The following is a 12,813-nucleotide window of genomic DNA, read 5'->3' as shown; positions in this document are numbered from 1 at the left end:
GGTACAGCCATCCTTTTTTCTATTGATTGGCTCCTTTGTAACTAGACAAACTCGAAATTTTTCGAGTTTGTCTATAGTTTGAAACCTTCTACTCCATTTTGAGAGTAGAAGGTTTTTTGTATTGTGCGTTCATTATTTTAATTGTAATCGTTTGTTCATGCTCCGTTCATTTTCAGTTCATGTTCTGTTCATTTAGCCGCTATATGCTAAGGATGTGAAAAGAAATAGGAGGGGTTTTAAGATGAACCTAGCTATAAAAGAAATGAAGAAAAATAAAGTACGATTTTTAATTTTAGGCTCCATTGTATTTTTGGTAAGTTTACTAACCTTTATTATATCGGGTTTAGCTAATGGTCTATCGCAAGACAATGCTGCGCTCATTAAAGATTTACCAGCGGGGCAATTTTACATGAATGAGGATGCAGATGAAACATATAATCTGTCACGAATAGACAGCACTATCCAACAAAATATATTAAACGAACAAAAAGATGCTGTCGCATTTTCGATTCAAATGGGCTTTATTAATGATGCGGCAGAGAAACAGCAAAGCGTTGCCTTTGTCACAGCGACCGATTCTCCATTCTTTGCCAATGTGAAGCATGAGGAAATTATTTTAGATAGCTCTTTAAAGGATAAAGGAATAAAAATAGGCGACACAGTAACGAATAATCAATTTAGCGGTAAGTTTATTGTCAAAGATTTTGTCGAGCAAAAGAAATATAGTCATGCGCCAGTAGCTTATATTAGCATGGAGGATTATAAAGAAATTTATCGTGTCGATGACATGCAATTAGTATTCGCACCAAATGCAGATGCTTCACAAGCGTATACAGGCTTACAAGCATTTTCAAAAAGTGATTTTTTAAATACGATTCCTAGTTATAACGCAGAACAAATGTCGTTGAATATGATTGTGTGGTTTTTAGTTGTTATTAGCGGCATGTTGTTTGCAATCTTTTTCTACATGATGAACGTTCAAAAAATTGGTTTATACGGTATTTTAAAAGCAATCGGTTTAAAAACAAGTAAGCTCTTTAAAATGATTTGGACGCAAATGCTCGTGATTACTGTTATTTCACTTATGCTATCGATTGCACTAAGCCAACTCTTTAATCAATTTGCACCACAAGGAATGCCATTTAGTTTAAGTTTAGCAACGACAACGCAATTGTCGGTAGTATTCCTTATTATTGGATTTATTGGTGCAACGATTTCAGGTCTTCAAATTAAAAAAATTCAACCATTACAAGCGATACAGCAAGGAGAGGTCTAATATGACGCTATTTACAATGGAGAATGTTAGAAAAACGTTTACCAATGGTGAAGTACAAGAAGAAATATTAAAAGGCATTAACCTAACCCTTAAAGAAGGTGAGGTAACGGCATTAGTTGGTGCTTCGGGCTCTGGTAAAAGTACACTGCTGACAATTGCTGCAGGTTTGCAACCTACAACGGATGGTCAAGTGATGTTTGAAGGGAAAAACTTGACGACATTGAGTGCCGAGCAAGTACGCCAAGTACGTGCAAGTAAATTTGGCTTTGTCTTTCAATTTGCACATTTAGTACCTTTTTTAACAGTAGAAGAACAGCTTTTACTGATGCTTGAGGTAGCTGAATCCCCATTAAAGAAACGAGAGCAGCAAATCGAAGTAGAGCGGGTCTTAAATTTAGTAGGAATGGAACATCGGAAAGATGCCTATCCTTCATCATTATCAGGTGGAGAGAAACAGCGTGTTGCCATTGCGCGCGCAATTATTCATAAACCGAAAGTGCTCTTTGCGGATGAGCCAACAGCAAGCTTAGATTCAAAAAGATCAAAGGACGTCATGGAGTTAATTCGTGAGCTAACAAAAACATTAAACATTACGACTTTAATGGTGACACATGATGAAGAAATGCTTGCCTATACCGATCAAGTCGTAAAAATGAATGATGGTAAAATTTTGCAAAATGTAAATAAATAAGGTTGGAAAAGAAGTGTTAGATTGACGCAATGTTAATCTAACACTTTTTGTTGTCTGTGATAATCAACACTTGTTCCTGTTGTTTTGTGTAGGTGACATAAGTTAATGCTCTTGGATAGGAACTAATATTTCACATAAGTGATGATCAACCATTTGCAAAGTGTATCTTTCGATTATTGGTTCATGTCTAATGGCTAGATGATGTTTTTCTATTTCTGAAAAAACATTGCCCCAAAATTCGCTGACAGCTTCTGTTGTATGGTCGAGCAAGAACACTGCGTATTTTCCACCTTTAAATGTACCGACTTGAGCAGGTTTTGTTACATAAAAATCTTGCGGAATACAAATGCAAACATCATAACGACATTGTTCTTTCGGTGTAATGTCTGGGTTATCTTGCGGTATTCCGAAAATGGGGTTATGGCTTAATTGTTCTTGATTTTGTACCCACTGTTTAAATGATTCCATGAGCACTTTGTTTTGTGTCTCACCATATTCACCTACGTTTCTGAAAAAGGCAATTTTTGTTGGTGCTAATTCTTCTATCGTTAATTTCATTAATCCCTCTCCCTTCCTAAGTAAAGGTAATATGATAAAAAATTTTTCTCAAGGTATTTTTGAGGGCATAACGATAGTATTTTTCGTGTTGACTAAGTCATACCATCTTAATAGGGGGGATACGTGTTGAGAAGGAAAGGGCTTATTGCTGGAATGGTTATTTTAGTTATCGTGACATGTAGCTTTGCCTTTAAAATTTTTGCTGACGATCGTTCTGGCAATAAAGGACAGCAGGAATTTATTGCAACGAAAGAGGAGACAAGTATTGCAACTTTGAAAGAAAAATTGAATGAACGATATGTGGGTGTCGATGTGAAGACGACTGCAAAGAAAGAATTGGTGTTACAAGTCGTGGCGGATGAAGAACGTTTTAATTTTGTGAAAAAAGAGATAGAGCCAATTGCTGAAAGTGTTATGGCAACTTCTTTCCTGAAGGATTATACAATTGTTTTTGAAAGATGGGAACTTACCTCTGTGAACAATAAAAACATACAAATAGATAAAGAATTAAGCTCTTTTTTTAAATTGATTGTGGAAGGCCTAAAAGAGTTTGACGTATTTAAAAGCATATCGACAGATCACCAAACTTTTATTATTATTCAAACTTCAATCAGTGGTTCTGGAAAAGAGGCGCAACAAATGGCATTGGCAATGGCAGAGGCTGTAAATGGGGTTTTGCATACTGAAGAACGAAAAGCGCTAGCATCAAAAAATATCTATACTATTAAAGTAGTGAATTCGCAAGGAGAAATGTTAATTGAGTAACATCGTGAAATTGTGTAAGAATTGTTTGAGTGCCAGTCACCCACACAATTCTCACACAATTCGGTGGCTAGGGAATAATTCCCTTTAGCACTGTGTGTTTCGCATGCCTTTAGCCTTAATAGGCTAAAGACTTAGTCGCTATCTTCTATTTATTAAAAATAGGTCTTTATTATAATTTTCTATATTTTACATATATTTATAGATTTGTAGATAGAGAATTGAGTACACTGAATTTATGAGTTGAAGGGGGAAAGAGAAATGAAGAAAACAATTTTAGCTGGAGCTCTAAGTATTGCGTGTTTTACAGGGGGGTTTGGTATACAAGCATATGCGAATGGTAATGAAGCAGTTGCAAACATTATTCATCCAAAACAGGTCGTTGCAGCGACAAATCAAGTGCAATCCATGTCGTATCAAGATGTTTACAAAATGCTATTACTTTCTAAGCTAGGCTTTGACAATGATGAGTTGACTTTAGTAACAACTAAAAATAGCATTACTGTGAAAATATCGCTAAAGGCAATTATGGATACTTATGCGGATGGGACAAACTTATTCCCTGAAGGCGAAAAAGCATTACAAGAAAACTTAGCCGAGTTTAAAAAACTGTTCGGTGATGCGATTCAAATGAAAATTACACAATCAGGCAATAGTTTCAAGGTTGAAATCTTTACAGCAGGGAAATGGGAAGCTGCAAGTAAAGAAGATATGAATGATTTAATGACGGTATTTAATCGTGCAGATTTAGATTTAAGACCAGGTGGATATTTCACAGATGCGATTGGCCATTGGGCTGAAAGCTACATCCAATTGCTTTATCAAGGAGGAATTGTCACGGGCACTACGGATACAACCTTCAATCCGAATGGACAAGTAACCCGAGGTCAATTAGCAGCAATGATTTTCCGTGCTTCAGGATTGGATGTAAATGAAGATTATGAAGGCCCAGCTTCTTACAAAGATATGCAAGGATTTTGGGGTGCAAAAGAAGTAGCCATTTTACAAGAGTATGGCTTACTTGAAATTTTTGATGGTGATTATTTTGAGCCAAACAAGCCTGCGACACGTGAGGAGATGGCACATGTAACAGCAAGCTATCTAGAAGCAATGGACTTTAATGTAGCAAGTGCCAATAAAAATAATACCTTTACAGATAAAAATGAGATGCGCAAGGAAGCGGTTGAGTCAATCGGATTATTACAGCAATTAGGAATTATTGAAGGAGCCAATGGAAAGTTTAATCCGAAAGGTAATCTAACACGTGCCCAGTTTTCAAAAATTTTAACACTTACGTTGATGACGGCGAGTGAAGAATAAAAAGTGCCCTACAGAGTGCCAGGCACTCACACAATTTACGACAATTCACTAAGTAAAAATCCACTTCGAGTTCTACGGCTTATTTTGTGCCGACGGAAAGCAAGGTGGATTTTTTTCGTTTAATAAAACGTGATCTTCCTTATCCTACGAATACATGGAACATATAGCTTAAAAAATAGCCTAATAGGATATAAGTAAGGAAGGCTTTTAAAGTCACTGTTTGTACATGATGCATAATAAATTCTGAAATACTAGCTGAGCCGATTAAACCAATGGATAGCCCCATCAATATGCCTTGTGCCCGTATTGATAAATCCCAATATTGCCCAACCAAAATAAACGCTATAAAGAAAATGGAAAACAGGATGAAATAAAGAACTAGTTTCCATAGCTTTGCACTTTGAGACAGAAACGCCGTAGTTAGTGCAAACCCCTCTGGCAGATGATGGAGAATCATGGAGGCTGTAATAGTAATACTTAGCGCAGAATTTCCGAGTAAGTTTCCTATTGTGAGACTGATAGGGATGGTATGGATGACCATTGCAATGGCAAGTAAGGAAACAGAGGAGTTTTGATAATTAGTAGGATGAAAAAAACTATGGAGTAGTTGAAACACTAAATAGCCAATAACAATACCTAGTATAATGCCAAATGACTTGTACATTTGAAAAGATGATGGGATGATGTCAAGAATAAGTAAACCTATTAAAAATCCACCACATAATAAAGATAAGCCTTGGGTTGTATGTTGAAAAAGCTTAGAAAAAACCCAAGCGATCGTTCCGCCTATGCTCACACTGAAAAATAGAAATCCTCCAAGTATCATTGCACTCAACTGCGAAATTCCTCCGCCCTCTAATAATCTGAAGTCCGTTTTACAAAATATATGCACTGTTAGGGTTTATATGAGGATGCGCTGTCAAAAATAAATAGCAAGATTATTTTTAAGCGACGCAACTCTAAAGACAGATACAAGCCAGCACGTACAAATGAAAAGGAACACAAGCAAAGTCCCTTTCATTTGTAGATCATCTGCCCTATTGGAAGACTTCTTCTATTGATTGTGCAATGGCGATACATTTTAACTTTTTATCTTTTGTATATTCAATTGCGCCAGCTCCGCCTAAATAAAATTTAATAGAAGGATACTGTGCTGCAAAATCCTCTAATTGTTGTAAAAGAGAGGGATGGGTTTCAAACGGTATTGTCGTTACGGCAGATAGTAGAACAATTTTAGGCTGAAATTTAGAAACGAGTGATTCAATTGCACCGATGGCAGGAGAACTTCCTATTAAAAATGATTTCCATCCAAGCAACATTGCTTGTAAAAGTAAAATATGGAGCGGAACTTCATGGTATTCTCCTGGCAAACATGCGCCCATAATGAGAGGAGCATCCTCTTTGTATTGATAGCTACGTCGAATCTGTACTAAATAATCACGTATCACCATTGTAATAACAGCTTCCTGATATTCGGACCATTCTCTTTTTTCCCAACGCATCCCTACTTCAAGTAATAAAGGTGTGACAACAGTAGATAAAAATTTTGGCAAGCCTAGTGCATAATGTGCTTCTTGCAGTATTCGATTAATCTCAATTTCATCACAATGAGCGCCTTTTTCTAAAAGAAGAAACACAAAATCGTTCATTTCAGCATGAACAGGTGGGACACTCGTTTCTATTGGCTGTTCTTCTGGCTGCATCGTTTTTACAACGTTGGCAGCTTGTTTTATAGAATATCCTTGTTCGGATAGTTTTCGTACCTTTAACAATATTTGAATATCTTTTTCAGTGTAGACTCTATGGCCATTGTCTAGGCGCTGTGGCTCAACAAGTTGATAGCGTTCTTCCCACTTTCGAATCACTTGCTTAGAAAGACCAGTTACTTCAGAAACTTGTTTAATATTATAGTGCCATGTTGTTGAATTGACAGATGTCATTGTTCGTCAACCCTCTTTCCAGTTTGAAAAGTATCGAATTATCATAACCATTATACTGTAGGTTTATTAAGAGCGAAAATCAAACCTATAGTCATATTTTAACGGATAAAAAGTGATTTGTATAACTATTGTATAATTCAAAGTTAGAAGAGTTTGACATAAGTTGAATTTTCATGCTATATAAGTACTATACAAAATTTACGATTGGGGTGGTACATATGGCTAAATGGTGGAAACGAAAAAAGGCACATGCCAAAGATGACATGTTTAGTTTGCAAAGCGAGTTTAAACCAATAATTGAATTGTCCGATATGCCAGAGTTAGAAATGCAGATGGTGTTGATTGGACTTAATGCACAAGATCTTTACATAATCAAAGCTTGTCAGCCATTTGTTCGCGCCGGTATAGAAGATGTAACGGCTATCTTTTATCAAAACATACTCGCGGTGCCTTCATTGCGTCAAATCATTGAAGAACGTACCCAAATCGAGCGTTTAAAGAAATTGTTAGGTAACTATTTAATTGCGATGTTTGATGGTGTTTTTAATGCGGAAGCAATTGAAAGAAAAAGAAAGCTTGCTCGAATGCATTTTACAATTGGCTTAGAACCCAAATGGTATATGGGGACGTTTCAACATATCCAAGAGGCAATTGTAACTTTGATTGTTAAAGACATGACAGAACCTGCATTGCGGGAGCAAATAATGCTCACTGTATCAAAATTAATTAATCTTGAGATGCAAATTGTGTTAGAAGAATATGAAAAAGAAAATGTTAAAATAAGAAATAATCAATACAATCAAATTAAAAATGAGCTAAAAGAAAAGATTTCTTTAATCAGTCAAGATTTAGCAAATTTAACTGAAGAAACGAATACGTCAATCGATGAAGTAGATGAACAAACTGCATTGATTGCTCAAATTATAGAACAAAATGTGGAAACCGTGCATCTGATCAACCAAGATGCAAACGTCGGAAATCAGCATGTAATGAGGCTGGAAGAAGAGATGCGACAGATTTCTAGTAGTACAGCAGAAATGGGTACATTAATTGGCAATTTAAAACAGTCCTCGGATCGCATTATAGATATTGTATTGCTGGTAAAGACCATAGCTGACCAAACAAATTTGCTTGCATTAAATGCCTCTATAGAAGCGGCGAGAGCCGGTGAGCATGGCAAAGGATTTGCAGTAGTCGCACAAGAAGTCCGTAAGTTGGCTGAACAATCCAAGCAATCTGTTGAAGAAATTACCAAGCTTGTCCAAACATCGACCTCTCTAACAATGCGTGCAGTTGATATGATTGATTGTATTGAGGGACGTGTAGCAGATGGCGTTGGTGCTGCGCTCGAAACCCAAACTAAATTTCAAGATATTTTGCAAGCTATTGTGAAAAATGAACAGTTAATTGTTCAAGTAGAAACAGATGTGAAAAATTTAGAAAAGGTCATTAGCTCAATTGGGAATGAGACACGAACGGTGGCGAGTACAGCAGATAGTTTATACCAGACAGCGATGCATTTATAATGACCAATTGATACGCATAAAAATAACTACAATAGAACGGTCGCATTTACTGCAGATTGTTCTATTTTTTTATGTTGGGAATGAAGAACTGTATTTTTAATTGTTTCAAAAGTACGGTTAACAGGAATAAATAGGTAACGTAAAAGAAAAGCGAGGTATATCACGAATTGACTAGCTATATAGTAGCTTAAATACTTTTATAAGGGGAGATGACGATGAAATGGGCTGCACTGGCAAGCTATTTACTGATGATTCTCATCAATGTTGTAGCAAGTACAATTGGTATTAATGGCAAAACGACAGGAGAAATATCAAATCAACTGCAAGTATTGTTTACGCCAGCAGGTTACGTTTTTTCTATTTGGATTGTTATTTATGTGCTATTAGGCATATGGCTACTACTCCAGTTGTTTTCAAAGACAGTCATTCGTGACTCGTCCATTCTCAGTCTTGTAACGTCAACATGTCTGTATAATATTGCTTGGCTCCTATGTTGGCATTATGCATTTTTTGCATTATCCATTGTCATGATGATTGGTCTGCTTGTTAGCTTAATTTTCATTTACTCAAGTTATCCTAAAGGAGATTATCGTTTTGCAGGAAGATTGCCTTTTTCTATTTACTTAAGTTGGATTAGTGTAGCCTTAATGGCGAATATCAGTTTTGTGCTTACATACTATCAATGGGATGGTTTCGGCATCTCTGCTGTATGGTGGGCAAATATACTGCTATTTGTTGCGACATGTCTGGCTATTTATATTCGCTACGTAGAAGTAGATATTTTCTTCCCATTGGTTATTATTTGGGCATTTATCGGCATTGCTGTTCAAAATGGAGTAGATGCAGGAAGCGTATTTTACATGCCTATTTTCTATAGTGTCGTCCTTGTTATATGGATTTTCATAGGAAAGCGGCGCTCCCAAAGAAGTAATGTAAATTGACTGGAGCAAACAGCATGGCAAGGCATTTGTTCTATTTTTTTTCTTATACGAATATAGTGGCTATTAAGTGCTGAAATAGCAGGAATGCGATGCATTAAAAAGGGAGGACTACACACGTGCTAGCATATAAAGTCGTGACAACGATTGACGAGCTAGAGTCGTATAAGGAAACTTGGTCTGCAATACTTGAACGTCAACAAAACGATAATCCATTTATCGAATATGAATGGATTTCTACATGGTGGAAGATCTTTGGGCAAGAAGAGAATGTGGAAATTTATATTGTTGAGCATGATGGGGAAGCTGTAGCCTTTTTCCCTTTTGTGCATGTCATACGTTTTGGGAGTATCCATCAATTTAGCTTTTTAGGACAAGGATTGGCCTCTTATATGGAGGTGATTGCTGATAAAAAATGGAATGAACAGGCTCTGCAATATGTATTAAAAGAAATGATAAGTCAATTTACACGAGTTGTATTCTTTTTCCATGGTTTGCTCGAAAGTAAAGATACATCTCAAATGCTAGAACAATATACATTAGAACGCCAATTGCCTCATTCGGTTTTTCGTGTAGTCACACCGTATATAGATTTTAAAACGATTGACTTGCCAGATTTTCTAAAGAAACATAAACGAAAGTTTAAGAGTATTCATCGCAGAGAGAAGCGATTAAAAAAATTTGGTCAAGTAACATTTCAAAGAGTGCATAATGGGAATTTAGATAACATGTTTCGCTTATTTGAAAGAAGATGGCGAAAGAAAATGGATACGAGTGGATTTACGCAAGAACGGACACGGGCATTTATTGAACAGCTTGCACGACAACAAAATGAGGCACTTCGTTTAAAAGTGCATAGTCTACAATTTGAAAAAATTTGGATTGGATTTACCGTAGATATTTGTTGTCGGGGAAGAAATTTTTGTCACGCGATGGGGCATGAGCCTGATTTCAATCTGTTTGGACCAGGACGTTTAATTGAGAAGGAAAATATGCTAGAAGCACATAATGCAAATTTAAAGCTCTATGATTTTGGTAGTGGATATGAGCCATATAAGTTTGAATGGTATACCCATTTAGATTTTACAAGAAAATTTATAATGAGTACGACAGGTATGAGGGAGCGTGCGTTGCGTAATGTAATCGTGTTACATGAAACGATTTTAGCCATATTGAAAACAAATCGCAAAATTGTAGAATGGAAACGCAATACATTAGGAGAAATACGCTATTTTTTAACGAGAGCAAATATGAATGAATGGCTAACGATGTTAAAATGTAAAGTAATGAATGCGCACCTTATTACGATTTATTACTTAGAGAAAAAAAGTTATGACAACAAACCAATCTTTCATGAAATAGCTATCCAATCCGTACTCGAACACAATCAGCGTACGGAGATCCTTGCGAATTATTTTAAAGGCTATAAGCTATTTGGACAAAATAATCAGGAAATTGCATACTTACGTCATGATAAATGGATTCGTGAGGAAGCGGTAGGTTTTTTGCAGGAACTGCCTTTAAATACTACATATATTAAAAATTACGAACTACCAAAACTCCATCTTATTGTTAATGAAGTGCAGCGAGAAGGCCGAGCAATTAGTACGTCTGCTAAATGGTTTGAATGGCGAAAACGGAAACAGTTGACTGCATTAGGATTCCAACGAGTAGAGCATGTATGGATGCATCAACTGTTTAAATGGAAAAAGGTCTATCGCCAACAAACTAAATGGGGAAAGTATTTAGCATATCAAGGACGCAAGTTAGAACATGGGTGGCATTTAACATTATTATCTCTTCTCCTATAACAAAAAATCCTTAGCATCTTCATAGATGCTAAGGATTTTTGCAGTCAGTTTGAGTTAAAAGTGAATGCCTGGCTTGTCAATTAGCTTACAGCCTGTGCCGTATTTTGCTTTTAAAGCTCCTTTGAAGTTTGTTTCCTCAAGCTCTGGGAAAGTCTGTTTCCATAATTCAAACACATTATGGTTTGAAGCTGTACCATCTTTTGTTAAACGAACAATATGGAAACCATATTCATCATTGCAACGTGTTAATGGACGATTTTCTCGTACTGTAATAATACGACCGCTTTCCGTTATTTGATAAAGTTCTTCATACCCCGCTATTGCGCGGCTTTCTTCATCCAAACTAGCTGTTTGAACTTGTGCTTTACTAACAGTTTCTTGTTTTTCAGCAGGCGCTTCTGTTTTATTTTCTTCAGGAAGTTGTTCGACGATTATAAAATCTTTGTTGGAAGCTTTATCACTCATCGTCGCCATAACGTTCAGAATGGAACCTACATAATGCATTGGTTGATCATTACCATCTTCATATACGAAAATATTATAGTCGGTTTTATTAATCTTTTTCATAATAATATTTCCTGTAGTAATCGTAAAACCGATGAATTTGTTTTTATTAAGTGCTTGTAGTGCTTGTTGTTTTGTTAAAGTCATTACTAAATCTCCTAAAAAATTGTTTTTTCTATTTTACCATAAAATAAGTTGTGCTGTTTTTAAAGTCAATTGCTATACAATTTATTAGAAAAAATATTATTTTCAGAAAAAACGTAAAGTGTGCTTTACAAGGAATGCGGGCGTAAAGTATACTTTACGTAAAGTTAACTTTACATCTAGGGACGGTGAATTATGGAACAACGAATAAAAGAACTAAGAGCATCATTTGGTTGGACACAAGAGCAGTTCGCTGAAAAACTCGGTGTCTCGAGGCAAACGATAATTTCTATAGAGAATGGTCGTTACAATCCATCTTTAGAGCTGGCGTATAAAATCGCAAAGTCATTTCAACTAACTATTGAAGAAGTATTTATTTTTGAGAAAGGTAGTGATTAACATGGCGTTGGAACAAATGTTAGGCTTTTTAGGTATAGTGCTTGGAATTTCGGGTGGTCTTTTTGGACTTTGGTGGGGACGTAAAATGGCTGCACGCAAAAATGGACTTGATGAAAGATATGAAAAAATAACAGTACATTCGCTAGCAAATGGTTGGAAAATAACAGTTGTTTTCATCTATTTGTTATTTCTGTTAGTAATAGCAGGTGTTCAATTATCGACTGCACAAGTTTTAGGCACTCTTTTATTAATTCATATGGCGGGATGGGCATTTTCCACACTTTATTATCATGTAAAATATTAATGCCAAGTAACGGAGCATAAGATTGAAAGGAGCATGATTAACAGTGCAACATCAATTTACGATGAATTTATCGTGGTCGCAAGGAAGAAATGGCACGGGCAATTTAACTGCTACTAATTTAAATACGATTGTTTCTATTCCTCGGGAAATGAATGGACCAGGAATAGGAACAAATCCGGATGAAATGCTATTAGGTGCTTCTGCAACTTGTTATTTAATTACCTTTGCCGCATTACTCGAAAACGCAAAAATACCAGTAGTGGCATTGTCGATGGAGGCACAAGGATTTGTGGATGTAACGAACGGTGTTTTTACATATGAAAAGATCGTTCATAAACCAAATGTAAAAGTTCAACAACTAACCGAACGTGAAGAAAATCGTATTTCTCGTCTAGCGCAAAAAGCGGAACAAACTTGTATGATTAGTAAAGCATTAAAGGGCAATGTGCACATTGAATGTCAGCTTCAAATAGAGCACACTTCTGATTGTCCATAATCAACTGAATACTTTTACTATAGAGGAATTATGCCAGAAGTTTTTCTGGTGTAATTCCTTTTGTCATATTTGCATGGTATTTGCTTTGTCTGAAATAGTTCTATAAATGAGTGAAATGAATATATAAAGTTAAGCACTAAAAAA

The 12,813-nt window shown here is 36.0% G+C and carries 14 protein-coding genes and 1 pseudogene; 11 read left to right on the top strand and 4 right to left on the bottom strand.

Going from position 1 to position 12,813, the window contains the following annotated elements:
* The first annotated feature begins 241 nt into the window (after window positions 1-241).
* Both ACKVEV_RS12500 and ACKVEV_RS12495 read left to right on the top strand, forming a co-directional pair.
* Complete coding sequence (locus ACKVEV_RS12500) at window positions 242-1,276, top strand: ABC transporter permease (protein ID WP_409366741.1); 1,035 nt, start codon at window positions 242-244, stop codon at window positions 1,274-1,276.
* Between the two features lies 1 nt (window position 1,277).
* Entirely contained in the window at window positions 1,278-1,967 is a 690-nt protein-coding gene (locus tag ACKVEV_RS12495; protein ID WP_409366740.1) for an ABC transporter ATP-binding protein, read from the top strand.
* A gap of 102 nt (window positions 1,968-2,069) precedes the next feature.
* Here the strand turns inward: ACKVEV_RS12495 and ACKVEV_RS12490 are convergent, their stop codons facing one another.
* On the bottom strand, window positions 2,070-2,525 hold the full coding sequence (locus ACKVEV_RS12490) for a GyrI-like domain-containing protein (protein WP_409366739.1): 456 nt from the start codon (window positions 2,523-2,525) through the stop codon (window positions 2,070-2,072).
* 126 nt (window positions 2,526-2,651) lie between these two features.
* On the opposite strand from ACKVEV_RS12490, the gene ACKVEV_RS12485 reads away from it, so the two are divergent.
* Together ACKVEV_RS12485 and ACKVEV_RS12480 are read left to right on the top strand one after the other, a co-directional pair.
* Window positions 2,652-3,290 (top strand): hypothetical protein, encoded by a 639-nt coding sequence (locus tag ACKVEV_RS12485; RefSeq protein ID WP_409366738.1) that lies wholly within the window; start codon window positions 2,652-2,654, stop codon window positions 3,288-3,290.
* A 258-nt stretch (window positions 3,291-3,548) separates the two neighbouring features.
* The gene (locus tag ACKVEV_RS12480; RefSeq protein WP_409366737.1) at window positions 3,549-4,607 is read left to right on the top strand and encodes an S-layer homology domain-containing protein; all 1,059 of its coding nucleotides are present in this window, start codon (window positions 3,549-3,551) and stop codon (window positions 4,605-4,607) included.
* 139 nt (window positions 4,608-4,746) lie between these two features.
* Here the strand turns inward: ACKVEV_RS12480 and ACKVEV_RS12475 are convergent, their stop codons facing one another.
* Both ACKVEV_RS12475 and ACKVEV_RS12470 read right to left on the bottom strand, forming a co-directional pair.
* Entirely contained in the window at window positions 4,747-5,433 is a 687-nt protein-coding gene (locus ACKVEV_RS12475) for a zinc transporter family protein (RefSeq protein WP_409370549.1), read from the bottom strand.
* A gap of 211 nt (window positions 5,434-5,644) precedes the next feature.
* Complete coding sequence (locus ACKVEV_RS12470; protein ID WP_409366736.1) at window positions 5,645-6,547, bottom strand: MerR family transcriptional regulator; 903 nt, start codon at window positions 6,545-6,547, stop codon at window positions 5,645-5,647.
* A 173-nt stretch (window positions 6,548-6,720) separates the two neighbouring features.
* Here ACKVEV_RS12470 and ACKVEV_RS12465 point away from each other — a divergent pair.
* The 4 genes and pseudogenes from ACKVEV_RS12465 to ACKVEV_RS12450 form a co-directional block, all read left to right on the top strand.
* Window positions 6,721-7,260: pseudogene (locus ACKVEV_RS12465) on the top strand (protoglobin domain-containing protein); the annotation flags it as partial.
* Window positions 7,252-8,073: a methyl-accepting chemotaxis protein gene (locus tag ACKVEV_RS12460; protein ID WP_409370548.1), complete on the top strand. Its 822-nt coding sequence runs from the start codon at window positions 7,252-7,254 to the stop codon at window positions 8,071-8,073. The pseudogene ACKVEV_RS12465 and the gene ACKVEV_RS12460, both read left to right, overlap by 9 nt.
* 215 nt (window positions 8,074-8,288) lie before the next feature.
* Window positions 8,289-9,014, top strand: a complete 726-nt coding sequence (locus ACKVEV_RS12455; RefSeq protein WP_409366735.1) for a tryptophan-rich sensory protein — start codon at window positions 8,289-8,291, stop codon at window positions 9,012-9,014.
* 116 nt (window positions 9,015-9,130) lie between these two features.
* Complete coding sequence (locus tag ACKVEV_RS12450) at window positions 9,131-10,822, top strand: GNAT family N-acetyltransferase (protein ID WP_409366734.1); 1,692 nt, start codon at window positions 9,131-9,133, stop codon at window positions 10,820-10,822.
* Between the two features lie 54 nt (window positions 10,823-10,876).
* On the opposite strand, the gene ACKVEV_RS12445 is transcribed toward ACKVEV_RS12450, so the two are convergent.
* Entirely contained in the window at window positions 10,877-11,473 is a 597-nt protein-coding gene (locus ACKVEV_RS12445; protein WP_409366733.1) for an NUMOD4 domain-containing protein, read from the bottom strand.
* 192 nt (window positions 11,474-11,665) lie between these two features.
* On the opposite strand from ACKVEV_RS12445, the gene ACKVEV_RS12440 reads away from it, so the two are divergent.
* The 3 genes from ACKVEV_RS12440 to ACKVEV_RS12430 all read left to right on the top strand — a co-directional run bounded on the left by ACKVEV_RS12440 (window position 11,666) and on the right by ACKVEV_RS12430 (window position 12,669).
* Entirely contained in the window at window positions 11,666-11,869 is a 204-nt protein-coding gene (locus ACKVEV_RS12440) for a helix-turn-helix transcriptional regulator (RefSeq protein ID WP_409366732.1), read from the top strand.
* A 1-nt stretch (window position 11,870) separates the two neighbouring features.
* Window positions 11,871-12,173, top strand: coding sequence for a hypothetical protein (locus tag ACKVEV_RS12435; RefSeq protein ID WP_409366731.1), 303 nt, complete (start codon window positions 11,871-11,873; stop codon window positions 12,171-12,173).
* A 61-nt stretch (window positions 12,174-12,234) separates the two neighbouring features.
* Window positions 12,235-12,669 (top strand): SACOL1771 family peroxiredoxin, encoded by a 435-nt coding sequence (locus tag ACKVEV_RS12430; RefSeq protein WP_409370547.1) that lies wholly within the window; start codon window positions 12,235-12,237, stop codon window positions 12,667-12,669.
* Window positions 12,670-12,813 lie beyond the last annotated feature (144 nt).

Source organism: Lysinibacillus sp. 38-6 (assembly GCF_046245175.1).
GTDB lineage: Bacteria > Bacillota > Bacilli > Bacillales_A > Planococcaceae > Lysinibacillus.
Note: the sequence above shows the minus strand (reverse complement) of the source record. Positions and strands in the feature narration are given on the sequence as shown.

Coding starts and splice junctions, on each gene's coding strand:
- ACKVEV_RS12500 (WP_409366741.1), top strand. CDS start 242: ATGAACCTAGCTATAAAAGAAATGAAGAAAAATAAAGTACGATTTTTA.
- ACKVEV_RS12495 (WP_409366740.1), top strand. CDS start 1,278: ATGACGCTATTTACAATGGAGAATGTTAGAAAAACGTTTACCAATGGT.
- ACKVEV_RS12490 (WP_409366739.1), bottom strand. CDS start 2,525: ATGAAATTAACGATAGAAGAATTAGCACCAACAAAAATTGCCTTTTTC.
- ACKVEV_RS12480 (WP_409366737.1), top strand. CDS start 3,549: ATGAAGAAAACAATTTTAGCTGGAGCTCTAAGTATTGCGTGTTTTACA.
- ACKVEV_RS12475 (WP_409370549.1), bottom strand. CDS start 5,433: ATGATACTTGGAGGATTTCTATTTTTCAGTGTGAGCATAGGCGGAACG.
- ACKVEV_RS12470 (WP_409366736.1), bottom strand. CDS start 6,547: ATGACATCTGTCAATTCAACAACATGGCACTATAATATTAAACAAGTT.
- ACKVEV_RS12460 (WP_409370548.1), top strand. CDS start 7,252: ATGCTCACTGTATCAAAATTAATTAATCTTGAGATGCAAATTGTGTTA.
- ACKVEV_RS12455 (WP_409366735.1), top strand. CDS start 8,289: ATGAAATGGGCTGCACTGGCAAGCTATTTACTGATGATTCTCATCAAT.
- ACKVEV_RS12445 (WP_409366733.1), bottom strand. CDS start 11,473: ATGACTTTAACAAAACAACAAGCACTACAAGCACTTAATAAAAACAAA.
- ACKVEV_RS12440 (WP_409366732.1), top strand. CDS start 11,666: ATGGAACAACGAATAAAAGAACTAAGAGCATCATTTGGTTGGACACAA.
- ACKVEV_RS12435 (WP_409366731.1), top strand. CDS start 11,871: ATGGCGTTGGAACAAATGTTAGGCTTTTTAGGTATAGTGCTTGGAATT.
- ACKVEV_RS12430 (WP_409370547.1), top strand. CDS start 12,235: ATGAATTTATCGTGGTCGCAAGGAAGAAATGGCACGGGCAATTTAACT.